The 21,093-nt window shown below is 71.4% G+C and carries 3 protein-coding genes; 1 reads left to right on the top strand and 2 read right to left on the bottom strand.

What is annotated here, in order from left to right; genetic code table 11:
* The first annotated feature begins 27 nt into the window (after nucleotides 1-27).
* Nucleotides 28-543, top strand: coding sequence for an arsenate reductase/protein-tyrosine-phosphatase family protein (locus GON09_RS22295; RefSeq protein ID WP_213933778.1), 516 nt, complete (start codon nucleotides 28-30; stop codon nucleotides 541-543).
* Here the strand turns inward: GON09_RS22295 and GON09_RS22290 are convergent.
* Together GON09_RS22290 and GON09_RS22285 are read right to left on the bottom strand one after the other, a co-directional pair.
* Nucleotides 514-2,298: a polysaccharide biosynthesis tyrosine autokinase gene (locus tag GON09_RS22290; RefSeq protein ID WP_213933776.1), complete on the bottom strand. Its 1,785-nt coding sequence runs from the start codon at nucleotides 2,296-2,298 to the stop codon at nucleotides 514-516. The two genes, GON09_RS22295 and GON09_RS22290, sit on opposite strands and share 30 nt — an antisense overlap.
* On the bottom strand, nucleotides 2,298-21,071 hold the full coding sequence (locus GON09_RS22285) for a non-ribosomal peptide synthetase (protein ID WP_307854457.1): 18,774 nt from the start codon (nucleotides 21,069-21,071) through the stop codon (nucleotides 2,298-2,300). Before GON09_RS22285 ends, GON09_RS22290 begins: the two co-directional genes overlap by 1 nt.
* Nucleotides 21,072-21,093 lie beyond the last annotated feature (22 nt).

Genomic DNA, 21,093 nt, shown 5'->3' with positions numbered 1-21,093 from the left:
CGGCGGCGTCTCCCATAGGATCGCGCAATGCGGATTCTCTACGTGTGTACCGGAAACATCTGCCGATCACCGACCGCAGAGAGGCTCACCACCGCGTACGCGGCCGAGGTCGGCCGCGACGATCTCTCGGCGCACAGCGCCGGCACCCGGGCGATGGTCGGCTACGGCATGGAACCCACCGCGGCACTCGTGTTGCAGCAGCTCGGAGGCGATCCGGACGGTTTCGCCGCGCGTCGGATCACCCCGCAGATCGCGGAGGACTCCGACATGATCATCACGATGAGCGAGCGGCACCGGGCCAAGGTCATCCAGCTCGCACCGCGCAGGATGCGCGTGACGTTCACTCTGCGTGAGGCCGCCCGGCTGCACGAGGCCACCGGAGCGCAGACCGTCGCAGAACTGGCGACGGCCCGGGCGCAGATGTCTGCGCCCGGGCCGGAGGACATCGTCGACCCGATCGGCCGCGACGAGGAGACGTTCGTCGCGGTCGGATCCGAGATCGCCGACCTGTTGCTACCTGTCCTCGCCGGTCTCCGATCCTGAATCGTTCACCGGGCGCCGCGGTGCGTGCACCACGGGTCGCGACAGCGGCTCTGCGGAGGAGTACGCCTGCGGCGCCTGGTAGGGCTCGCTGCCGTACCGTTCCGACGCCGGCTGCGGCGCGGGCGGGAACTGATCCGCCGCGCGGTAGTGGTAGGCGTCGTTGCTCGGCGCCGGGTAGGCCTGCGTGGCCGGCGGCTCGGCGTGACGGTGACCGTTCTGCGGGCGGGCCGGTCCTTCGACGGGTGCCTGCGACGGCTGTACCGAGTGTGCCGACGCGGTCGGCTGTGCCGAGTGTGCCGACGCCGTCGGCTGGGAAGCCGGTGCAGTCGGGGCCGGCGCACCGACACGTTGCGTCGCCGGCGTGCTCGTCTGGGCGGCGACCGCAGCGGCGCCGTCCTTGTCGGAGCTGTAGTAGTACCGGTACTCGTAGGCGCTGCCGCGACCCTTGGTCGGGGTCATCGCCAGGATCGTGCCCAGCACGGGGGCGTTGACCGCACGCAGGTTGCCGACGGCCCGCGCGAACTGCTCACGGGTGGTCTTGCCGTACCGCGCGATGAGCAGCGCGCCGTCGGCGATGCTCGTGAGGATCGCCGCGTCGGTGACGGGCAGCAGCGGCGGCGCGTCGATGATGACGTAGTCGAAGCGCGACCGCAGGTCCTCGATGACCTCGCGGGCGTGCGCGGAACCGAGGAGTTCGGACGGGTTGGGCGGCAGTCCGCCGGCGGCGAGCACCCACATGCCGTCGAAGCGGGTCGGCTGCAGCACGTCCTCGAGGGAGGCCTGGTTCGCCAGCACGGTCGACAGGCCGGCGTCGCCGAGCGTGCCGAGGTACTTCGTCACGCGCGGACGGCGCAGGTCGGCTTCGACGAGCACCACGGAGTGGCCGGCCTCGGCAAGCACGAGAGCCGTGTTGACGGCCGTGGTGGTCTTGCCCTCACTGGGCAGCGAGCTGGTGATGACGATCGCGCGCGGCGGGTTGTCGACCTCGAGGAACTGCAGGTTGGTCCGCATCTCGCGGTAGGCCTCGGCGTCGCCGCTGTTGGCGTCGGCGAAGACGATCGCGGGCTCCTCGTGCCGGGCCTTGTCGAGCGGGATCACACCCACCACACCGGTGCCGGCGATGTCCTCGACGGCGTTGCGGTCCTTGATGGTGTTGTCGAGACGGTCGCGCAGCACCGCGAGGGCGATACCGAGCAGCAGACCGACGGCCAGGCCCAGCGCGACGTTCCGCGTGGTCTTCGGCGTCACCGGCGACGACGGCGTGGCCGCGTACTGCTCGACCACCACGCGGGCGGTGGGCGGGCCGCCGTCCTCGGGGGTCTCCAGTTCGCGGGCCATGACGACGAACTCGTCCGACAGTGCGTTGGCGAGATCGCGGGCGCGCTCGGGTGACTCGTCGGTGACGGCGGTATCGATGAGCACCGTGTCGGGGGTCGACGAGGCGGTCACCTTGCCGGCGAGGTCCACGGCCGACAGGTCGCCCAGACCGAGCTTGTCGAGGGTGCGCTGCGAGAGGGTGGTGCCCTCGAGCAGTTCGGTATAGGAGGTGACGCGCTGCTGCGAGAACAGGTTGCCCTGGTAGATCTCCTGCACCGATGCGCCCGACGAGGTCGACACGAACAGGCGTGTCTTGGCTTCGTACTGCGGCGTGGTCAGCAGGGAGGCGCCGAGAGCGGCAAGAACCGCCACCACCGTCGTGACGGCGACGATCTTCCACCTCGCCTGCAGAATTCGCAGGTAATCATGTACTTCCATCAGGGCGTCTCCCTCGTTGCGGTAACACTGCGTGCGCACCCGGTGGGCGCGGTGTGGGTGTCGTCGTGGCGCTCGAGCACGCTGTCGAGCACCGGGCCGATCGCACGCACCGCGTCCGGATCGGCCAGTTCCGAGTGCGTGAACGGCACCGGATGTTCGACGACGAGACCGCGCACATACCGCTGCCAGGTGGCAGCGAGATCTGGGTGCCGGTCGAGATCGGGGGCGGCGACCACCAGGTCGATGTCGCCGTCGTATTCGCTGAGGGTGTGCCTGCGCACCGCGGCTTCGACGGCCTGCGCGGCGGCGTCGGTGCGGCGCCGGACCTCGGCGACGAGTTCTTCGGGCAGCCCGGCGATGTCGGGCACGTTCTCTGCCGCGGGGTGGGGATCGGCAGGCACAGTCTCGGGCGTGAGCGTGTCGAGCAGCACTACCGCACCGACCTGCTCTCCACGCTCGCGCAGTTGCACGGCCATCTCGTGTGCGATGGTGCCGCCCACCGACCAGCCCAGCAGGTGGTAGGGACCATCGGCCCTCACCTTACGGATTTCGGCCACATACCGCGCGGCGAGTTCGCCGATGCTGTCCGGAATGTCGTCGAAGCCCGTTGCCTGCAGGCCGTAGACGGTGCGGCCGTCCAGGTGCGGCGCCAATCCTGCGTACATCCAGGCGAGTCCGCTGATGGGGTGGACGCAGAACAGTGGGGGCCGTTCGTCGCCGCGACCGGCGATCTCGACGATGCTGCCGAGCGGGTCGCGCTCGTCATTGCTGCGGCCGTGCTCGATGCGGTCGGCGAGAGCGGCGAGATCCGGGCTGGTGAACAACCATTCGACGGGGACGTCGGTGCCGAGTGCCTCGCGCAGCTCACCGGCCACACCGACGGCGCCGATGGAACTGCCTCCGAGGTCGAAGAATCCGCGATCGGCGGAGATCTCGTCGACGGGCAGGTCGAGATGGGCGGCGAACACCGCGGCGACGGTCTGCGCGATGTGTCCCTGCGGCGCCACGAGCGGTTCGCCGGCCGCGGCGTCGGGTTCGGGCAGCGACGCACGGTCGACCTTGCCGGACGGCAGCAGCGGCAGCGCGTCGACGACGGTGATGCTCGCCGGCCGCAGGTGCCGGGGCAGATCGGCGACGAGCGCGCGGCGCAGTGCAGCGACGTCGGGTGCGGCGCCGGTCTCGGGCTGGATGTAGGAGACGAGCACGGTGTCTCCGGCCCGTCCGGGACGCGGCACGGTGACGGCCGCACCGACTCCCGGGCGGGTCAGCAGAGCGGCGTCGACCTCGGCGGGTTCGATGCGGATCCCGTGGATCTTCACCTGATCGTCGATGCGGGCCACGTGATCCAGTACCCCGTTCGGCAGGATCCGAACCAGGTCGCCCGTACGGTACAGCCGCGACCCGCCGTCGCCGAACGGATTCGCGACGAATCGCGTTGCGGTGAGCCCGGATCCGTAGCGGTAACCGCGGGCGGTGCTGTCGCCGCTCACGTAGAGCTCGCCGACGGCACCGCGCGGCACGGGATGCAGACGCGAGTCGAGCACGTAGGCGGTGGCTCCGGCGACGGGTGTGCCGATGCTCGGCTTCTCGTCGCCGCTCAGCGGAGCGGAATACGAGACGGCGACGGTGAACTCGGTGGGTCCGTAGCCGTTGACGATCCGGTGCCGCGACCAGCGGTCCACCAGCGCACCGGGCAGCGACTCGCCCGCCGCGACGATCGTCGTGGGCTCGAATGCCTCGGGGTCGAGTGTGCCGAGCACGGTGGGTGTGAGGTTGAGGTGCGTGACGCGCTCGTCGACGATCAGTTCCTGCAAGGGTTCCCCGGCGAAGGTGTGATCGGGCGCGATCACGAGGGCGCCGCCGTGCGCGTGGGCGGAGAGCAGTTCGAAGACGGCGGCGTCGAAGGTGTGCGAGGCGACCTGCAGTACGCGCGATTCCGGTCCGAGGTCGAGCAGAGTGCTCTGCACGTCGAGCAGCGCCGCGAGTCCGCGATGGGTGACGTCGACGCCCTTGGGGGTGCCCGTGGTGCCGGACGTGTAGATCGTGTACGCGAGATCGTCGGATGTCACTGCGGGGCGCGGAGGTTCGACGGCGTCGAAATCGATGCTGCGCTCGGCGGTGAGGTCGATCCACGTCACATGTCCGAGTTCGCGGTAGCCGACGGTCAGGCCGATGCGGGCACCGGAGTCGGCGAGGATCGCGGCGCTGCGCGCGTCGGGCTGGGTGAGGTCGACCGACACCCAGGCCGCACCGAGTTTCGTGATCGCCCAGACGGCGAGCGGCCAGTACTCGCTGCGCGGCACCGCGATCGCGACGAGGTCTCCACGTCGCACGCCGTGGGAGGCGAGCACGGAGGCGATCTCGTCGGCGCGGGCGTCGAGTCCGCCGTACGTCCAGGCGATGGTGCCGGAGCGCACCGCGATACGGCCGCGGTGCTGTTCGACGCTGGTCGCGAAGATCTCGGGCAGGGTGCGCGGTTCGACGGCCGGAGCCGACAGCGGTGCGGGCACCGGCACGGCGAGATCACCGACGGCACGCTCGGGTTCGGCGAGCGCGGCGGCGAGCATCGCGACGAGGTCGGTGAGCATCGCGTCGCCGGTGGTGTCGTCGAACAGATCCGTCGCGTACACCAGGCGCAGGTCGAGTCCGGCTTCGCGTTCGACGAGTTCGACGACCACGTCGAACTGCGCGGCCGGTTCCCCGGCGTCGGTGTCCGCGACCTGCACGTCCGGCAACTGCAGCACCGTCTCACCGAGCTCGACGCGGTGCGTGAGCAACACCTGGAAGAGCGGGCTGTACGACGGATCGCGGCGCGGCGCGAGGCGGGCGACGACCTCGTCGAACGGCACGTCGGCGTGTGCGAGCGCACCGAGGTCGGTGGCCCTTACCTCGCGCAACAGGTCGGTGAACGGGCGGGACGGGTCGACAGCGGTGCGCAGCACCACGGTGCCGACGAACATGCCGACGAGCCGGTCGAGGCGCGCATCCGTGCGACCCGCGATGGCCGTGCCCACGGCGATGTCGGTGCGGCCGCTGCGGCGCGCGAGCATCGCGGCGAAGACGGCGTGGACGAGCATGAACACCGTGACGTCGTGGCTGCGCGCCACATCACGCAGGCGGCGATGGGTCTCGGCGTCGAGCTTCGAGATAATTTGCGCGCCACGGTGGCTCGGCTGCGCGGGGCGCGGCCGGTCGGCGGGCAGCGGCAGCGGGCTGTCGGGCAGGCCGGCCAGTGTGGCTGCCCAGTAGTCGAGTTGGCGGGCGGCGAGGGATGACGGGTCGCCGACGTCGCCGAGCAGTTCGTGCTGCCAGCGCGCGTAGTCGCCGTAGGTGACGGGCAGCGGCTCGAAGACCGGTGCCTCTCCCCCGCGGCGCGCGGCGTAGGCGACGGCGAGATCGGTGAGCAGCGGCCCGACGGACGCGCCGTCGAACGCGATGTGGTGCACGGCAGCGGCGAGCACCCAGCGGCCCGGTTCGACGTCGAACAACCGGATGCGCATCGGTGCCTGCGCGGTGATGTCGAAGGGCGTCGTGATCGTGGCGGTGACGGCCGCGGCGACATCTTCCGGCGCGGAGTGTTCGAGCACCGGCGGGTCGACGGGCACCTGCACGTCGTCGGTGAAGGCGGTGCGCAACACGCGGTGCCGGTCGACGACGTCGCTCACCGCGGCGGCGAGGGCGTCGACGTCGAGTTCGCCGGTCAGCGACAGCACGACCGGCACGAGATAGCCGGCGGTGCCGGTCTCGGCGCGCGCGACGATGCCGAGGCGGCGCTGTGCGGGGGCGATCGGCGCCGGGGTGTCGTCCTCATAGTGCCGCAGCGCGACGCGGTGGTCGTCGCCGGATTCGATGCGGGCAGCGAGCGCAGCGAGGGTGGGGGCGGCGAGCACCTCCCGCACGGGCACGTCGGTGCCGAACGCCTCGCTGAGCCGTGCGGCGAAGACGACGGCGGAGAGCGAGTCGCCGCCGGCCGTGAAGAACCCGCGGTGTGCGGCCGGGCGGGCGCCGAGCACATCCTCGGCGACGGTGACCACGAGGTCCTCGGCGTCGGTGAGCGGGCGGTCCAGGGCGGCGTCGTCGTCGAGCGCGGCGGCGTCGTGCAGTTCGAGGGCGGCGACGTCGAGTTTGCCGTTGGGCGTGAGGGGCAGCTGGTCGAGCACGTGCATGCGGGTGGGCATGCGGTGCGGCGGCACGACGAGCGCGACTCGCGCGGTGATGTCGTCGGCCGACAGGTCCGGTCCGGCGGCGAACGCGACGAGCGTGCCCGCCACCGCGACCACCGCGGCCTGCCGGATGCCGGGCTGGGCGAGCAACGTCGCCTCGAGTTCGCCGGGTTCGATGCGCACGCCGCGCACCTTGAGCTGGCGGTCGGTGCGGCCGAGGTAGCCGAGGGTGTCGTCGACGCGGCGGTGGACGCGGTCGCCCGTGCGATACATGCGCGTGCCGCCGGGTGCGGCGACGAAACGTTCGGCGGTGCGGGCCGGGTCGTCGAGGTAACCGGCGGCGAGGCCTTCACCGGCGAGGTACAGCTCGCCGACCGCACCGGCCGGGACGGGACGCAGCCGCGCGTCGAGCACGTGGGCGACGGTGCCCGGCACCGGCCGGCCGATGCTCGGACGCGTGCCGGGTTCGATCTCGACGAGGGTCGCGACGATCGTGGCCTCGGTCGGCCCGTACGCGTCGAGCATGACGCGACCGTCGGCCCAGCGCGCCGCGAGCGACGGCGACAGCGATTCGCCACCGGACGCGACGATCTTCAGGTCGGGCAGGCCCTCGGGGTCGAGAGTGCCGAGCACCGTGGGGGTCGACAGGTAGTGGGTGATGCGCTGGTCGGCGAGGTAGCGGTGCAGGTCCTTGCCCGCGTAGACCTCCGGGGGTGCGACGACGAGGGTCGCGCCGGTGGTGTGGGCGAGCAGCAGTTCGAGCAGGGCCGCGTCGAACTCGGGCGAATAGCCGTGCAGCACGCGGTCTCCGGGTTCCACCCGGTAGCGCGTCGCCACTTCGGCGGCGAGCGGGGCGAGGCCGCGGTGCGTCACCGCGACCCGCTTCGGGGTGCCGGTGGACCCGGAAGTGGACACGACGTAGGCGGTGCCGGGCAGGCACGTCTCCCCCACCTGCCGCGAATGTGTGAAGGCCGCACCGGTCTTGGTGATTGCCCACAGGGTGCGGATGTAGTCGACGCTGCGCGGTGCGTCGATGCGCACGATCCGGCCGTCCTGCGCACCCTCGGCACGCAACTCGTCGGCGAGGGCGTCGGACTGCTCGTCGAGTTCGCGGTAGGTGAGCGATTCGCCATCGCCGCGCAGGGCTTCGCGATCGGGATGGGCGGCGGCGGTGGCGCGCAGCATCTCGGCGAGCGTGCGTGCCGGGGCCGGCTCGCCGCCGTCGAGGGCGGGGGCCGGGGTGTCGACGGCCACTTCACCGATGAGACTGCCAGGCGCGCTCGCCAGGGTGCCGAGGAGCGCGACGAATCGGGTGGCGAGCAGTTCGGCGGTGCGGCCGGCGAAGCGGGCAGCGTCGAAGACGAGCGTGCCGGTGTAACCGTCGGGGCGCGGGGCGAGCGTGAACTGCAGGTCGAACTTCGGTGTGTCGTCGAGGGCTTCGCGGGCCTCGACGGTGAGCTCCCCGAGGGTGATCGGGTCGAATCCGAAGTCCTGCAGTGCCAGCGCGACCTGCGGTGCGCCGCTCTGCCGCTCCGACAGCAGTTGCTCGTACGGCACGGCGACGTGGTCGAAGGCGGCGACGTCGAAATCGCGGACCTGGCCGAGCAGTCCGGCGAACGACATGTCGGGGTCCACGCGGGCGCGCAGCACGAGCGTGTCAAGGAACGGTCCGACGAGGTCTTCGAGCTGCGCCCAGCGACGTCCGCCCACCACGGCGGCGACGGCGATGTCGTCGCTGCCGCCGAGTCGCGCGAGCAGCACCGACAGCGCGGCGTGCAGCACCATGAACTCGGTGGCGCCGTGCGCGCGGGCGAGTTCGGCGAGCGCGTCGCGTACGTCGGCGGGCACCGTGAAGTCCACGCCGCGCGCACCGGTATCGGTTCCGGAGGCGTCGGCGGGCAGTTCGGTGACGGTCAGTCCGTCGAGGGCGCGTCGCCAGTGCTCGACGTCGCGTTCGGGGATGCCGCGTTCGGCTTCCCACAGGGCGTAATCGGCGTATTGCAGGGGCAAGGGCTCCCACTGTGGGGCCGTGCCGTCGACGCGGGCGAGGTAGGCGATGGTGAGGTCGCGCAGCAGCGGGCGCAGCGACGTGCCGTCGGCGATCGAATGGTCGACGTCGAGGTACAACACGTGCTGGTCGGGGCCGGTGCGTTCGAGTCGCACCCGCCACCGGTCGCTGCGCGGCGCCTCGTGGACCTGCTGGTACACGCCGTCGCCGTCGACGATGTAGTCGGTGCGCAGGATCTCGTGGCGCAGCGCGATGTCGCCGAGCGCGGCCTGCAGAGCTCCGAGGTCGAGCGGTCCGCTCAGGTTCACCTCGCTGCGCAGCCGGTATGCCTCGGGGGCAAGCGAACTCAGTCCCCACAAGCGGCGCTGGGCGCGGCTCAGCGGGATCCGGGCCGGTCGCGGCGACACCGCCACCGGCCCTGCGTCGGTGTTAAAACCGCCGGCATCGAGGGCGGCGGCCAGCGCGTCGACCGTGGGGTTCGCGAAGACGATGCGCAGCGGCACGGCGGTGCCGGTCTCGTCGCGCAGTCGTCCGACGAGGACGGTGGCGAGCAGCGAGTTGCCGCCGACGGCGAAGAAGTCGTCGGTGCGTCCCACTGTCGTGCCCTCGCCGAGCACCTCGCCGACGATGCGAGCGACCAGCGCTTCGGTCTCCGTGCGCGGTTCGCTGCCTTCCCCGGCGATGGGTTCGGGCAGCGCGGTGGCGTCGACCTTGCCGTGGGAGGTGAGCGGGATCGTGTCGAGGGGGACGATCGCGGTGGGCACGAGATGAGCGGGCAGGACGGTGCGCAGCTGCGCCCGCAGGTCGGAGCCGTCGAGGTTCTCGCCGGTCACGTAGGAGACGAGGCGGCCGCCGCGCACGAGGGTCACGGCCCGGTCGACGCCGTCGAGCGCGGTGAGGGCGGTGTCGATCTCGCCGGGTTCGATGCGCACGCCGCGCAGCTTGATCTGGTTGTCGCTGCGGCCGACGAATACGAGGGCACCGGCGCGGGTCCAGCGCACGAGGTCGCCGGTGCGGTAGCGGCGGCCGTCGGGGCCGGCGACGAACCGCGCCGCGGTGCGCGCGGCAGCGCTGCGGTAGCCCGATGCGAGTCGCGGTCCCGAGACGTACAGTTCGCCGACCACCCCGGCGGGCACGGGACGCAGCCGCTCGTCGAGGACCTCGACGGTGACACCGCGGACGGGCGTGCCGATGACGACGTCGTCGCCGGGGCGCAGCGGCTTCGAGTTGGTGACGAACATCGTGGCCTCGGCCGGGCCGTAGCTGTTGACGAGGCTGCGGTCGCCGCCCCAGCGGTCGACGATCTCGCGGGTGAGCCGGTCGCCGCCGAGCACGAGGGTGCGCAGGGCCGGCAGGTCGCGCACCGGCACGGTGGCGAGGGTGGACGGCGTCATCACCGCGTGGGTGATCGCGGCGCTGTCGAGCAGGTCGCCGAGGGCGGCGCCGCCGTAGCTGTCGGCGTCGGCCACCACGAGGGTCGCGCCGGAGATGCCGGCGGTGAGCATCTCGAGCATCGCGGCGTCGAACGACGGTGCCGCGACATGCAGTACGCGATCGCCGGGGAAGGCCGCGATGTACTCGCCGATGTCCTCGGCGAACGCGCTGGCGGCGCGCTGGGTGACGGTGACGGCCTTCGGGTTTCCGGTGGTACCGGAGGTGAAGACGAAGTAGGCGGGTGCATCCGGTGCGGGGTCGACGACGTCGGCGAGCGGTTCCTCGTCGTCGGAGGTCACTTCGAGCCACCGCACGCTTGCCGGAAGTGCCGGTGCTTCACCGACACCCACGTGCACGTCGGCGAGCATCTCGGCCAGTCGCGCGGCAGGGGCGGTGGGGTCGACGAGCATCGGTGCGGCTCCGGCGCCGATGATGCCCCACACGGCGAGCACCGATTCGAGCGAGCGCGGGTAGGCGCATGCCACCGCATCGCCCGGGCGCACCCCGGCCAGCTGGAGGCGCGCGGCGAGAGCATCGGAGTAGTACAGCAGTTCGGGATACGACAGTTCGCGGTCGCCGTCGACGATTGCGAGCTCCTCGCCACCGGCGGCTGCGCCCTGCGCCAGCCACTGCCGCAGCGACCTCGGAGCACCCGGAGTGGCACCGACGGTGGGAAGGTCGGTGTCGACGTGCAGATCGATCTCCCCGACCCGCACATCGGGATCCGCGACAGCCGCACTCAGGATCGTCCGCATCCTGTCGGCGTAGGCCGCGATGGTGTCGGCGTCGTACAGGTCTGTGCTGTAGAAGAATTCGAGGTCGATGCCGTCCTGCTGCTCGGTGACGGTGACCTGCACGTCGACGTTGACGTGTTCGGTGTCGACGGGCGCGGCGGTGACGGTCAGGCCGGGCAGCGCGAAGGTCGACGAGACGGGCCGCGCCTGCGACAGCGCCACCTGGAACAGCGGGTGCCGCGCTTCGCTGCGGGCGGGCTGCAGCTTCTCGACGAGCGTCTCGAACGGCGCGTCGGGGTTCGTGTAGGCGGCGAGGTCGCGGCGGTGCACCTGCGCGAGCAGGTCGGTGAAGGTGGCATCGGGATCGACGTCGGTGCGCAGCACGAGGGTGCCGGCGAACATGCCGACGACGTCGTCGAGCTGCGGGTCGCCGCGACCGGAGACGGCGGTGCCGAGGGGGATGTCCCGACCGGCGCCGTGCCGCGCGAGCAGCGCCGCGAGCGCGGCGTGCAGCACCATGAACACCGTCGCGCGACCCTCACGGGCCAGCGTGTGCAGACCGCGGACGAGGTCGGCGTCGAGCGAGACGGTGTGGGCGGCGCCGTGTCCGGTGGGCTTCGCCGGTCGCGGACGGTCGCCGGGCAGGGTCACCTCGTCGGGCAGGTCGGCGAGTTCGCCCAGCCAGTACGGAATCTGCTCGTCGGCGACGCTGCGCTGCCAGCGCGCGTAGTCGGTGTACTGCACCTGCAGCGCCGGCAACTCGGGGGCCGCGCCGGTGAGGCGGGCGTCGTAGGCGACGGCGATGTCGCGCAACAGCGGTGTGAGCGACCAGCCGTCGGCCGCGATGTGGTGCAGGACGACGAGCAGCACGTGCCGGTCGGGTGCCGTCCGGTACAGCCGCATGCGGGCCGGGGGTTCGACGGTGAGGTCGAAGCCGGTGGTGGCGTAGTCGCGGACGAACTCGTCGAGGGCGTCCTCGGGCACGGCCACCGGGTCGAGATCGGGGCGTGCTGCGGGCAGCACGGTGTACTCGTCGGCGGACGGGTAGACGGTCCGTAGCGTGCGGTGCCGTTCGAGGACATCGCCGACGGCGGCGGCGAGCGCGTCGACGTCGAGGGTCCCGTCGAGCCGCACCGCGAACGGCAGGTTGTAGCTCGGGGAGGCCGGGTCGAAGCGGTTGATGAACCACAGGCGTTGCTGCGCCGCCGACAGCGGGGCGGGTGCGTCGGGGTCGGCGACGAGAGGCACGCGGCGAGAGCCGGTCTCGCCGTTCTCGGTGACGAAGTCGGCCAGTGCTGCCACGGTGCGGTTCTCGAAGACGTCCCGCACGGTGACGTCGGCGTCGAGCACGTCCGACAGGCGACCGGCCAGACGCGTCGCGAGCAGCGAGTTACCACCGAGGTGGAAGAAGTCGTCGTCGGCACCGAGGGTGCCGGGCGCGACGCCGAGCAGTTCGGCACACACGTCCGCGACGAGTTCTCCGACCGGTCCGTGCGGTGCCGCTCCCCCACCGGCGGTGACGTCGGGGGTGGGCAGAGCGGCGCGGTCGAGCTTGCCGTTGGCGGTGAGCGGCAGCGCCTCAAGGACCACCGCGGCCGACGGCACGAGATAGTCGGGCAGGCTGCGGCGCAGATCGCGCAGGGCAGCGGTGGCGTCACCGCCGACGAGATAGGCGACGAGCCGGTCGTCGCGCAGCAGCACGACGGCCTGACGCACACCCTCGCAGCGCAGCAGAGCAGCTTCGATCTCGCCGGGTTCGATGCGGTAGCCACGTAATTCGATCTGCTGGTCGGCGCGACCGAGATAGTGCAGCGCACCGCCGGTGTCGCGGCGGCCGAGGTCGCCGGTGCGGTAGCGGCGGGTGCCACCGGGGGCGGCGACGAACCGCGTCGCGGTCTGGGCGGGGCGTCCGCGGTAGCCGCGCGCGAGTTGGTCTCCGCGCACGTACAGTTCGCCGATCGCACCGGGCAGTGCGGGCCGCAGCGACGCGTCGAGCACGTCCACGGCGAGTCCGGGCAGCGGCGCACCGATGCCGGTCGCGGTGGCGTCGCCGTAGGTGACGTGCACGGTGGTCTCGGTGATGCCGAACATGTTGATCGTCCGCACGTGCGGATGGTTCTCGGCCCACGGGCGCACGCGCGCGGGGTCGAGGGCTTCGCCGCCGAAGATCAGCAGCCGCAGGTCTGCGAGCGGTGCGTGCTCGGTGGCGGCGAGCTGGTAGAAGGCCGTGGGGGTCTGGTTGAGCACCGTCACCCGGTGGCGGGTGAGCACGTCGACGAAGGCCGCCGGGTCGCGCACGGTGAGGTGGTCGACCACGACGACGCGGGCACCGGTGGCCAGCGGCGCCCACATCTCCCACACGGAGAAGTCGAAGGCCGGCGAGTGGAACAGCGTCCAGACGTCGTCGGCGCGCAGGCCGAACTCGTCGACGGTCGCGGCGAGCAGCGACAGCACGTTGAGGTGCGACACCTGCACACCCTTGGGGGTGCCGGTGGAACCGGAGGTGTAGACGATATAGGCGCCGAGATCCGCGACGAGCGGGAAGTCGAAGAGGGCACCGTCGTCGAGACGGGCGGCCACCTCCGGGTCGTCGAGTCGCACTGTCGGCACGCGGATGTCGGTGAGGTCGCTGTCGGTGACGACCAGGGAGGGCTGCGCGTCGTCGAACAGGACCTGCAGTCGCGTGGCGGGATGCGTGACGTCGACGGGCAGGTAGATGCCGCCGGCGCGGGAGACGGCGAGGATCGCGACGACCAGCTCGGGGGTTCGCGGCAGTGCGACGGCGACGACGTCCTCGGCGGTGACGCCGCGTTCACGGAGGAGTTTGGCGAGCGCGCCCGAGCGCGACCACAGCGCGCCGTAGCTCAGGGAGTACCCGTCCCCCACCACGGCGACGGCCTCGGGATCGTCGGCTACGCGCTGCGCGACCAGCTCGGGCAGCGACTCGGCCGGAAGTTGCTGTGCGGCGCCGACGGGGGTGAGGTCGGCGCCGCACAACTCGATACCGCCGACCGACACGGCCGGATCGGCGGTAACAGCGTCGAGGATACGCACAAACCACGCCTGCCACTGCACAATCGTGTGCGAATCCAAAAGTTCGTCCGCGTACGTAAGGATCGTCTCCAAACCGGCCGGTACACCGGTCTCGGATCGACGTTCCCGGACGGTCACCTCGAGGTCGACGCGCGCGAGGCCCACCGGGATCTCACGGATCGTCGTGGCGCTGCCGGGCACCGTGAACTCGTCGAGAGAGAACGACTCGTACGCCAGGATGACCTGGAACAACGGGTGATGGGCGTCGGTGCCCGCACCCACGGCGTCGACGATGCGATCGAACGGCACGTCGGCATGGGCGAAGGCATCGAGGTCGGCGCGGCGGGTATCGGCGAGCAGGTCGGCGAAGGTGCGCCGCGGGGGCACCCGCAACCGCAGCGGCACGGTGCCGACGAACATGCCCACCAGGTCGTCGACCGCGGCGTCGCTGCGCCCGGAGACCGGCGAGCCGACGGTGACGTCGTCGGTGGCGGCGAGCGCCGACAGCAGTGTCGCGAGCGCCGCGTGCATCACCATGAACGGAGTGACGTCGTGGGCGCGGGCGAGTTTGTCGATGACGGCGTGCAGTTCGGCGGGGATCGTGAAGCTCGCGCGACCCGCGGTACCCGCCGTCGAGGCGGTGCGGGGACGGTCGGTGGGCAGCGCGAGCAGCGGCGGTGCGTCGTCGAGGGCCTGCTTCCAGAAGGCGAGCTGCCGGGCTGCGAGGCTCTCGGGGTCGTTCTCGTCGCCGAGCACGGCCCGGTGCCAGCGCGCGTAGTCGCGGTAGGTGACCGCCGGAGCCGGCAGGTCCACCGGCTCGCCGTCGCGGTGCGCGCGGTAGGCGGCGACGGCGTCGCGTCCGAGCGGCAGCAGCGACAGGCCGTCGGCGGCAATGTGGTCGATCACCACGGCGAGCACATAACCGGCGTCCGTGCGGTACAGCCGAGTACGGATCGGCGGGTCGACGGTGAGATCGAAACGCACGCGGGCGAATTCGGCCAGTACTGCATCGCGGTCGGTGCCGGCCTCGACGGGTTCTAGGTCGAGCGTTACCGTCGGCAGCACGCGCTGGCGCGGGCCGGACGGGCTGTCGGGGAAGACCGTGCGCAGCGAGTCGTGACGCGCCAGCACGGCGGCGGCGGCCGCACGCACGGCGTCGAGGTCGGTGTCGGCGTCGAGGTCGAGTGCGAAGGCGATGTGGTCGCCGCCGTCGATGCGGTCGGCCACGTCGAACCGGTTGAGCAGCCACATGCGCTGCTGCGCGGGGGCGAGCGGTGCATCGGCGTCGTCGTCGACGTGCACGAGCGGCAGGTGCTCACCGGCGGGTTCCTCGGCGAGCAGGTTCGCGAGTTCGGTGACGGTGGGGTGCTCGAAGATGTCGCGCACACCCACCCGGCGACCCGCGACTCCCCGCAGGCGCGCGGCGAGCTGGGTCGCGAGCAGCGAGTTACCGCCGACTGCGAAGAAGTCGTCGGATCCGGCGACGCTCGGCAGGTCGAGCAGATCGGCGACGACACCGGCGACGAGTTCCTCGGTGGCACTGCGGTATCCGTCGGTGCGGGTCGCGGCAACCACCGGCTCGGGCAGTGCAGCGCGGTCGATCTTGCCGGTGCTGGTGAGCGGCAGTGCGTCGAGCACGGTGACGGTCGCGGGCACCATGTGCCGGGGCAGCCGCTCGGCGGCCCAGTCGCGGATCTCGTGCGGATCGAGGCGGCCGTTGCGGCTGTGCACGTAGGCGGCAAGCGTGTCGCCGCGCACCACGGTCACGGCGGTGCCGATACCCGGATGGGTCTGCAGGGTCGCGTCGATCTCGCCGAGTTCGATGCGGAAGCCACGGATCTTGACCTGGTGGTCGCTGCGGCCGACGAACTCGAGGGCGCGCTCGTCGTCGCGGCCGGTCCAGCGCACGAGATCGCCTGTGCGGTAGAGACGTCCGGTTCCGAACGGGTTCGCGACGAACCGGTCGGCGGTGAGTGCGGGAGCGTCGAGGTAACCGCGGGCCACGCCCTGTCCCCCGAGATACAGCTCGCCGGTCACACCCTCGGGCACCGGACGCAGGCGCTCGCTGAGCACCACCACCGTGACGCCGACGAGGCCGGTGCCGATGGTGAGCCGGTCGCCGGATTCGAAGGGTTCGCTCGAGGTGGCGAGCACTGTCGTCTCGGTGGGTCCGTAGACGTTGAGCAGGGTGCGGCCGGGTGCCCAGCGTTCGGCGGTCTCGACGGGCCACGCCTCACCGCCGATCGCGATGGTGCGCAGGGCGTCGAGTCCGGTGGGGTCGAGCTGGGTGGGCACCGAGGGTGTCGAGAACCAGTGTGTGATGCCTTCGGTGCGAAGCAGTTCCACGAGTTCGTCGCCACCGAACAGGTCGGCGGGCGCGACCACCAGCGTGCCGCCGGAGGTCAGTGCCAGGACGTATTCGAGCACCGCGCCGTCGAAGGCGGGGGTCGCGAAGTGCAGCACCCGCGCGTCGGTCACGGTGTCGGTGTCGGAGACGGTGGGCAGGTCGAAGCGTTCGACGAACGATTGTGCGAGCGGGCCGAGTCCGCGGTGCGAGACCACCACGCCCTTGGGCCGGCCGGTGGAGCCCGAGGTGTAGACGACGTAGGCGGTGTTGTCGAGGTGCAGCGGCCGCACGCGATCGGCGTCGGTGATCGGGCGGGCGTCACCGTCGAGGGTGAAGGCGATCGGCTCGACCCCGTCGGGAAGCGCGACCTCGCCGTCGACGATCGCGTACCGCGCGCCGGATGCGCCGAGCAACTGGGCGATCCGCGCGGCGGGCTGATTGGGGTCGACAGGCACGACGGCCGCGCCGCTCAGCGCGACGGCCGCGGCGGCGAGCACCGAGCGTGTCGAGCGTGAGAGCACGACGGCCACACGATCTTCCGTCCCGATGCCACGTTCGACGAGCGTCCACGCGAGCGGCCTGGCCGCCGTGCGGATCTCGACGGCCTGTCCCCCGGGCTCGGTCACGCAGGCCGGCGATCGGTCGATGATCTCGGCGAACGTCGCTTCCGGTCCGGGTTCGGCGGCTTCGACCGACAGGGTGCCGAGGTCGAGGTCGCCGACGGGCAGCGACGGATGCTGCGCGACCTGCTCGAGCACTCCGCTCAGTCGGATCACCCAGCGGGCGATGGTGTCGTCGTCGAACAGTTTCGTGTCGTAGACGAGGCGACCGGTGAGCGATCCGTCGCGCAGTTCGCGCAGCGAGATCTCGACGTCGAATCGTGCCTGCGCCGAGGCGATCTCCTGCGGCCGGACGGTGAGTCCGGGCAGTTCGAGGTCGGGCACGTCCACGTTGTCGTAGGCGAGCATCACGTGGAACGGCGAGAAACCGACGGCGTCGACGACGTAGTCGAACGGCACGGTGGCGTGTGCGAAGGCGTCGAGGTCGGTGTCGCGGGCCTGCGCGAGCAGCGCCGTGAACGGCTGTGCCGGGTCGACGTTCGTCCGCAGGGTGACGGTGCCGACGAACATGCCGACGAGCGCATCGAGGTCGGGATGGTCGCGACCCGCCGCTCCGGTGCCGATGGCGATGTCGTGCCCGGAGGTCCAGGCAGCCAGCCACACGGCGACGGCAGCGTGCACGGCCATGAAGGTGGTGGCGTCGTGCGCGGTGGCGACGGCCCGCAGCGCCGCGACCTGGTCGGCCGGCACCGTGAAGTCCACGGCCGCAGCGGGACCGAAGCCGCCGTTGCGGGGACGGTCGGTGGGCAGCGGCGCGGCGTCGGCGAGTCCGTCGAGTGTGCGTGTCCAGTAGTCGATCTCGCGACCGGCACGCGTGTCGGACACGGCGGGGTCACCGAGACGATCGAGATGCCACTGCGCGTAGTGCCGGTAGTGCAGCGGCAGCGGCGTCCATGCGGGTGCCTCCCCCGCCGTGCGGGCGAGGTAGGCGGTGGCCACGTCGGCGGTGAGCGGCACGAACGACGCACCGTCGAGCGCGATGTGGTGGGCGACGACGGCGAGCACGTGCTTGTCGTCGGCGAGGCGCAGCAACCGGATCCGGAACGGGATCTGCGCGGTGAGGTCGAACGGTTCGGCCGCCCACTCGGTGATGAGCGCTTCGACGTCGCCCTCGGCGGCTTCGGGTTCGAGGGCGAGACCGGCGACGGCATGCTCGAGCGGCAGCACGTCCTGCACCGGGCCGTCGACCTCGAGGCGGAACAGCGTGCGGAGGGTTTCGTGCCGGTCGAGGACGTCCACCACCGCGGCCTGCAGAGCCGGCAGGTCGAGGGTCCCGTCGAGGTGCAGCGCGAACGGCAGGTGATAGGCGGCCGGGTCGCCGTGTGCCCGGGCGAGCAGGAACAGTCGGCGCTGCGCGGGGGCGAGCGGCGACGGCCCGGTGTCGGGGGTGGCGACCGGTCGCGATTCCGATTCCGGTCGCTTCGCTGCGGCCGCCGCGAGGCGAGCCACGGTGGGGTGGGCGAACACGTCGCGCAGTTGCACGTCGCGGCCCAGCGCGGCACCGAGACGAGCAGCGAGTTGGGCGGCGCCGAGCGAATGACCACCGAGGGCGAAGAAGTCGTCGTCGGCACCGATGTCGTCGACACCGGTGAGCTCGGCGAACAGCTCGGCGACGACCTTCTCCGTCGGGCCGTTCGGCGGGCGTGACCCGGCGGCCACGGCACGCTCCGGTGCGGGCAGCGCGCGTCGGTCCACCTTGCCGCCCGGCGTGAGCGGCAGCGCGTCGATCACGGTGATCGACGACGGACGCAGATAGGTGGGCAGTTCGTCGGCGAGGCGGACGGTGAGGTCGGCGGGGTCGACGTCGCCCACGACATAGGCGGCGATGTGGTCGCCGTGGACGGTGACGGTCGCGGTCCGCACCTCGTCGAAACCGACGAGCGCCGATTCGATCTCGCCGAGTTCGATGCGGTAGCCGCGGATCTTCACCTGCTGGTCGGCGCGGCCGAGAAATTCGAGCTGCCTGTCGGTGGTCCAGCGGGCGCGGTCGCCCGTGCGGTACATGCGACCACCGAACGGCGAGGCGACGAATCGCTCGGCGGTGAGGGCCGGTGCGCCGAGGTAGCCGCGCGCCACACCCGGTCCCCCGAGATACAGCTCGCCGATCACGCCGGCGGGCACGGGATGCAGGCGGGCATCGAGGACGACGGCGGTGGTGCCGTCGATCGGCCGGCCGATGGGCACACCCGCGCCGGGCTGCAGCGGGTCGCTGAGGGTCGCGAGAATCGTGGTCTCGGTGGGCCCGTAGGCGTTGAGCATGATGCGGCCAGTGGACCAGCGATCAGCCACGGCCTGCGGCAGAGCTTCACCACCCGCGTCGAGAACCTGCAGGTCGGGCAGGGCGTCGTCGGGGGTGACGGCGAGGATCGCCGGTGCGGTGATCGCGTGGGTGACGGCTTCGCTGCGCAGCAGGGTGGCGAGCGCCGGTCCACCCACGGCGTCGGGCGGGCAGATCACCAGGGTGGCGCCGGCATCGAAGGCGAGGAGCAGTTCCTGCAGCGACGCGTCGAAGGACGGTGCGGCGAGGTGCAGCACACGCGACGTCTCGTCGGCGCGGTAGCGATCGCGCAGTGTCGACACGAGCGCCGAGACGCCGCGGTGGCCCACAGCGACGGCCTTCGGGGTGCCGGTGGAACCGGAGGTGTGGATGATCCACGCCGCGTTGTCGATGTGCAGCGGCCGCAGACGATGCTCGGCCGTGAAGGTCTCGCCGGATGCGTCGGCGACGGGCGGCACGATGCGGGTGACGTGCTCGGGCAGCGCCGGATGGTCGTGGGCGACGGCGATCCGCACGTCGCGCAGCACCTGGTCGAGGCGACGGGCGGGAAGTTCGGGGTCGAGCGGGGTGTAGGCGGCGCCGGTCTTGGCGACGGCCCACAGTGCGACCACCGAATCGATCGAACGCGGCAGCAGCACTGCGACGCGCTCTTCGGGGCCGGCACCCGCCGCGACCAGCGCATGAGCGAGCGCGGCGGAGCGAGCGTCGAGTTCGCGGTAGGTGATGCTGTCGCTTCCGTCCACGACGGCGACGGTGTCGCTCGCGGCGTGGCGGGGGAGGACGTCGGGCAGCAGTTCCGGCTCGGGCGCGGTGCGTCCGCGGGCGGGAGCCAGGCCGTCGAGTTCGGCCGGTTCGGCAAGGGCGAGATCGCCCACCGCGACGCCGGTGTTCTGCACGAATTCCTTCAGGAATCCGAGGAAACGGCTGTGCAGCGACGAGAGGTGTTCGCCGCTGTAGAGATTGGGGTTGGCTTCGAAATCGACGCGCATGGTGCGGCCGGCGACGCCCGGGTAGACGTTGACGGCGAGATCGTCGATCGGGCCGCTGGACTGATGGTGGTACTCCCCCGTCACGTCACCGAACGCGATCTCGGGATGGAACATCATCAGGTTGACGGTGGGGCCGAACGGGCTTGCTGCCTCGTCGCGTGAGCGGCCGAGGCTGCGCAGATCCGCAAGCATGTCTTCGTACCGATACCGCTGGTGGCGAAGGGTGCTGCTCAGTTCCACCTGCACGTCGCGGATGAGCTCGACGGGCGTTGCTGCCGGATCCACGCACAGGCGCAACGGCACGACGTTGGCGAGAACACCTGCCGATCGACGCAGCGCGGCGGTGGTGCGGGCGGAGACGGGCAGGCTGAGCACGACGTCGACCACACCCGTCGTGCGGGCGAGGAACGCGCCGAACGCCGCGAGGACGATCGGCACGTCGGTGGAGTTCGCGTCGTGGGCGAGCGCCGAGACCGCAGCAGCCGTGTCGGCGTCGAGTTCGGAGTTCGCCCGGCGCGCCGGCACCCCGAGAGGTGCTTCGTGGTCGACGAACGACACGGATTCGGGCAGGTCGGCGAGGCGCTTGAGCCAGTGCTGGCGGTCGGTGTCCTGACGCTTCGAGCCCACATAGGCAGCCTCGACATCGAGAATGTCGGCGATTGGCATCGCCTTGAGCGGCGGAGCGTCGGAGCCGGAGACCCACGCCGAATACAACTCGGCGGCGCGGTTGAGCATGTTGACCGCGCCCTGCCCGTCGAGCGCGATGTGGTGGACGTAGCTCGACAGGAAATAGCGGTCGTCCGCGATACGCAGCACGGTGGTGGCGATGAGCCGGTCGCTCAGCAGGTCGAGGGGCTTTGTGTACTGCTCGGTCATCCAGCGATGAGCTGCAGCTTCCGGGTCCTTTTCGGACCGCAGGTCCAGATAACGCGGCGCGTCCTCGATATCGGGGACGACCTTCTGGAACGGCTTGTCGTCATGTTCGACGAGCACGAGAGTGCCCGATTCGACCTCGCGCGCAGCCTGATTACAGGCGTCCCGAACCAGGTCCGCGTCGAGATCGCCACGGAACTCCACGTATTGCGCCGTGGTGAACGGTATGTCGGGATTCAGTTGCTGCGCGAACCACAGGCCCCGCTGACTCGGGGACAGCGGAAGTAGATGCACCACGCTCCCCTCGCCCTCGCCC

The sequence above is a fragment of the Rhodococcus sp. B50 genome, assembly GCF_013602415.1.
In the GTDB taxonomy this organism is placed as follows: Bacteria; Actinomycetota; Actinomycetes; order Mycobacteriales; family Mycobacteriaceae; genus Rhodococcus.
The sequence above is the reverse complement of the archived record's forward strand: the minus strand, read 5'-3'. Positions and strand labels throughout refer to the sequence as shown.

Excerpts from the sequence above, each read along its gene's own strand:
- GON09_RS22290 (WP_213933776.1), bottom strand. The coding sequence starts at position 2,298 with ATGGAAGTACATGATTACCTGCGAATTCTGCAGGCGAGGTGGAAGATC.
- GON09_RS22295 (WP_213933778.1), top strand. The coding sequence starts at position 28 with ATGCGGATTCTCTACGTGTGTACCGGAAACATCTGCCGATCACCGACC.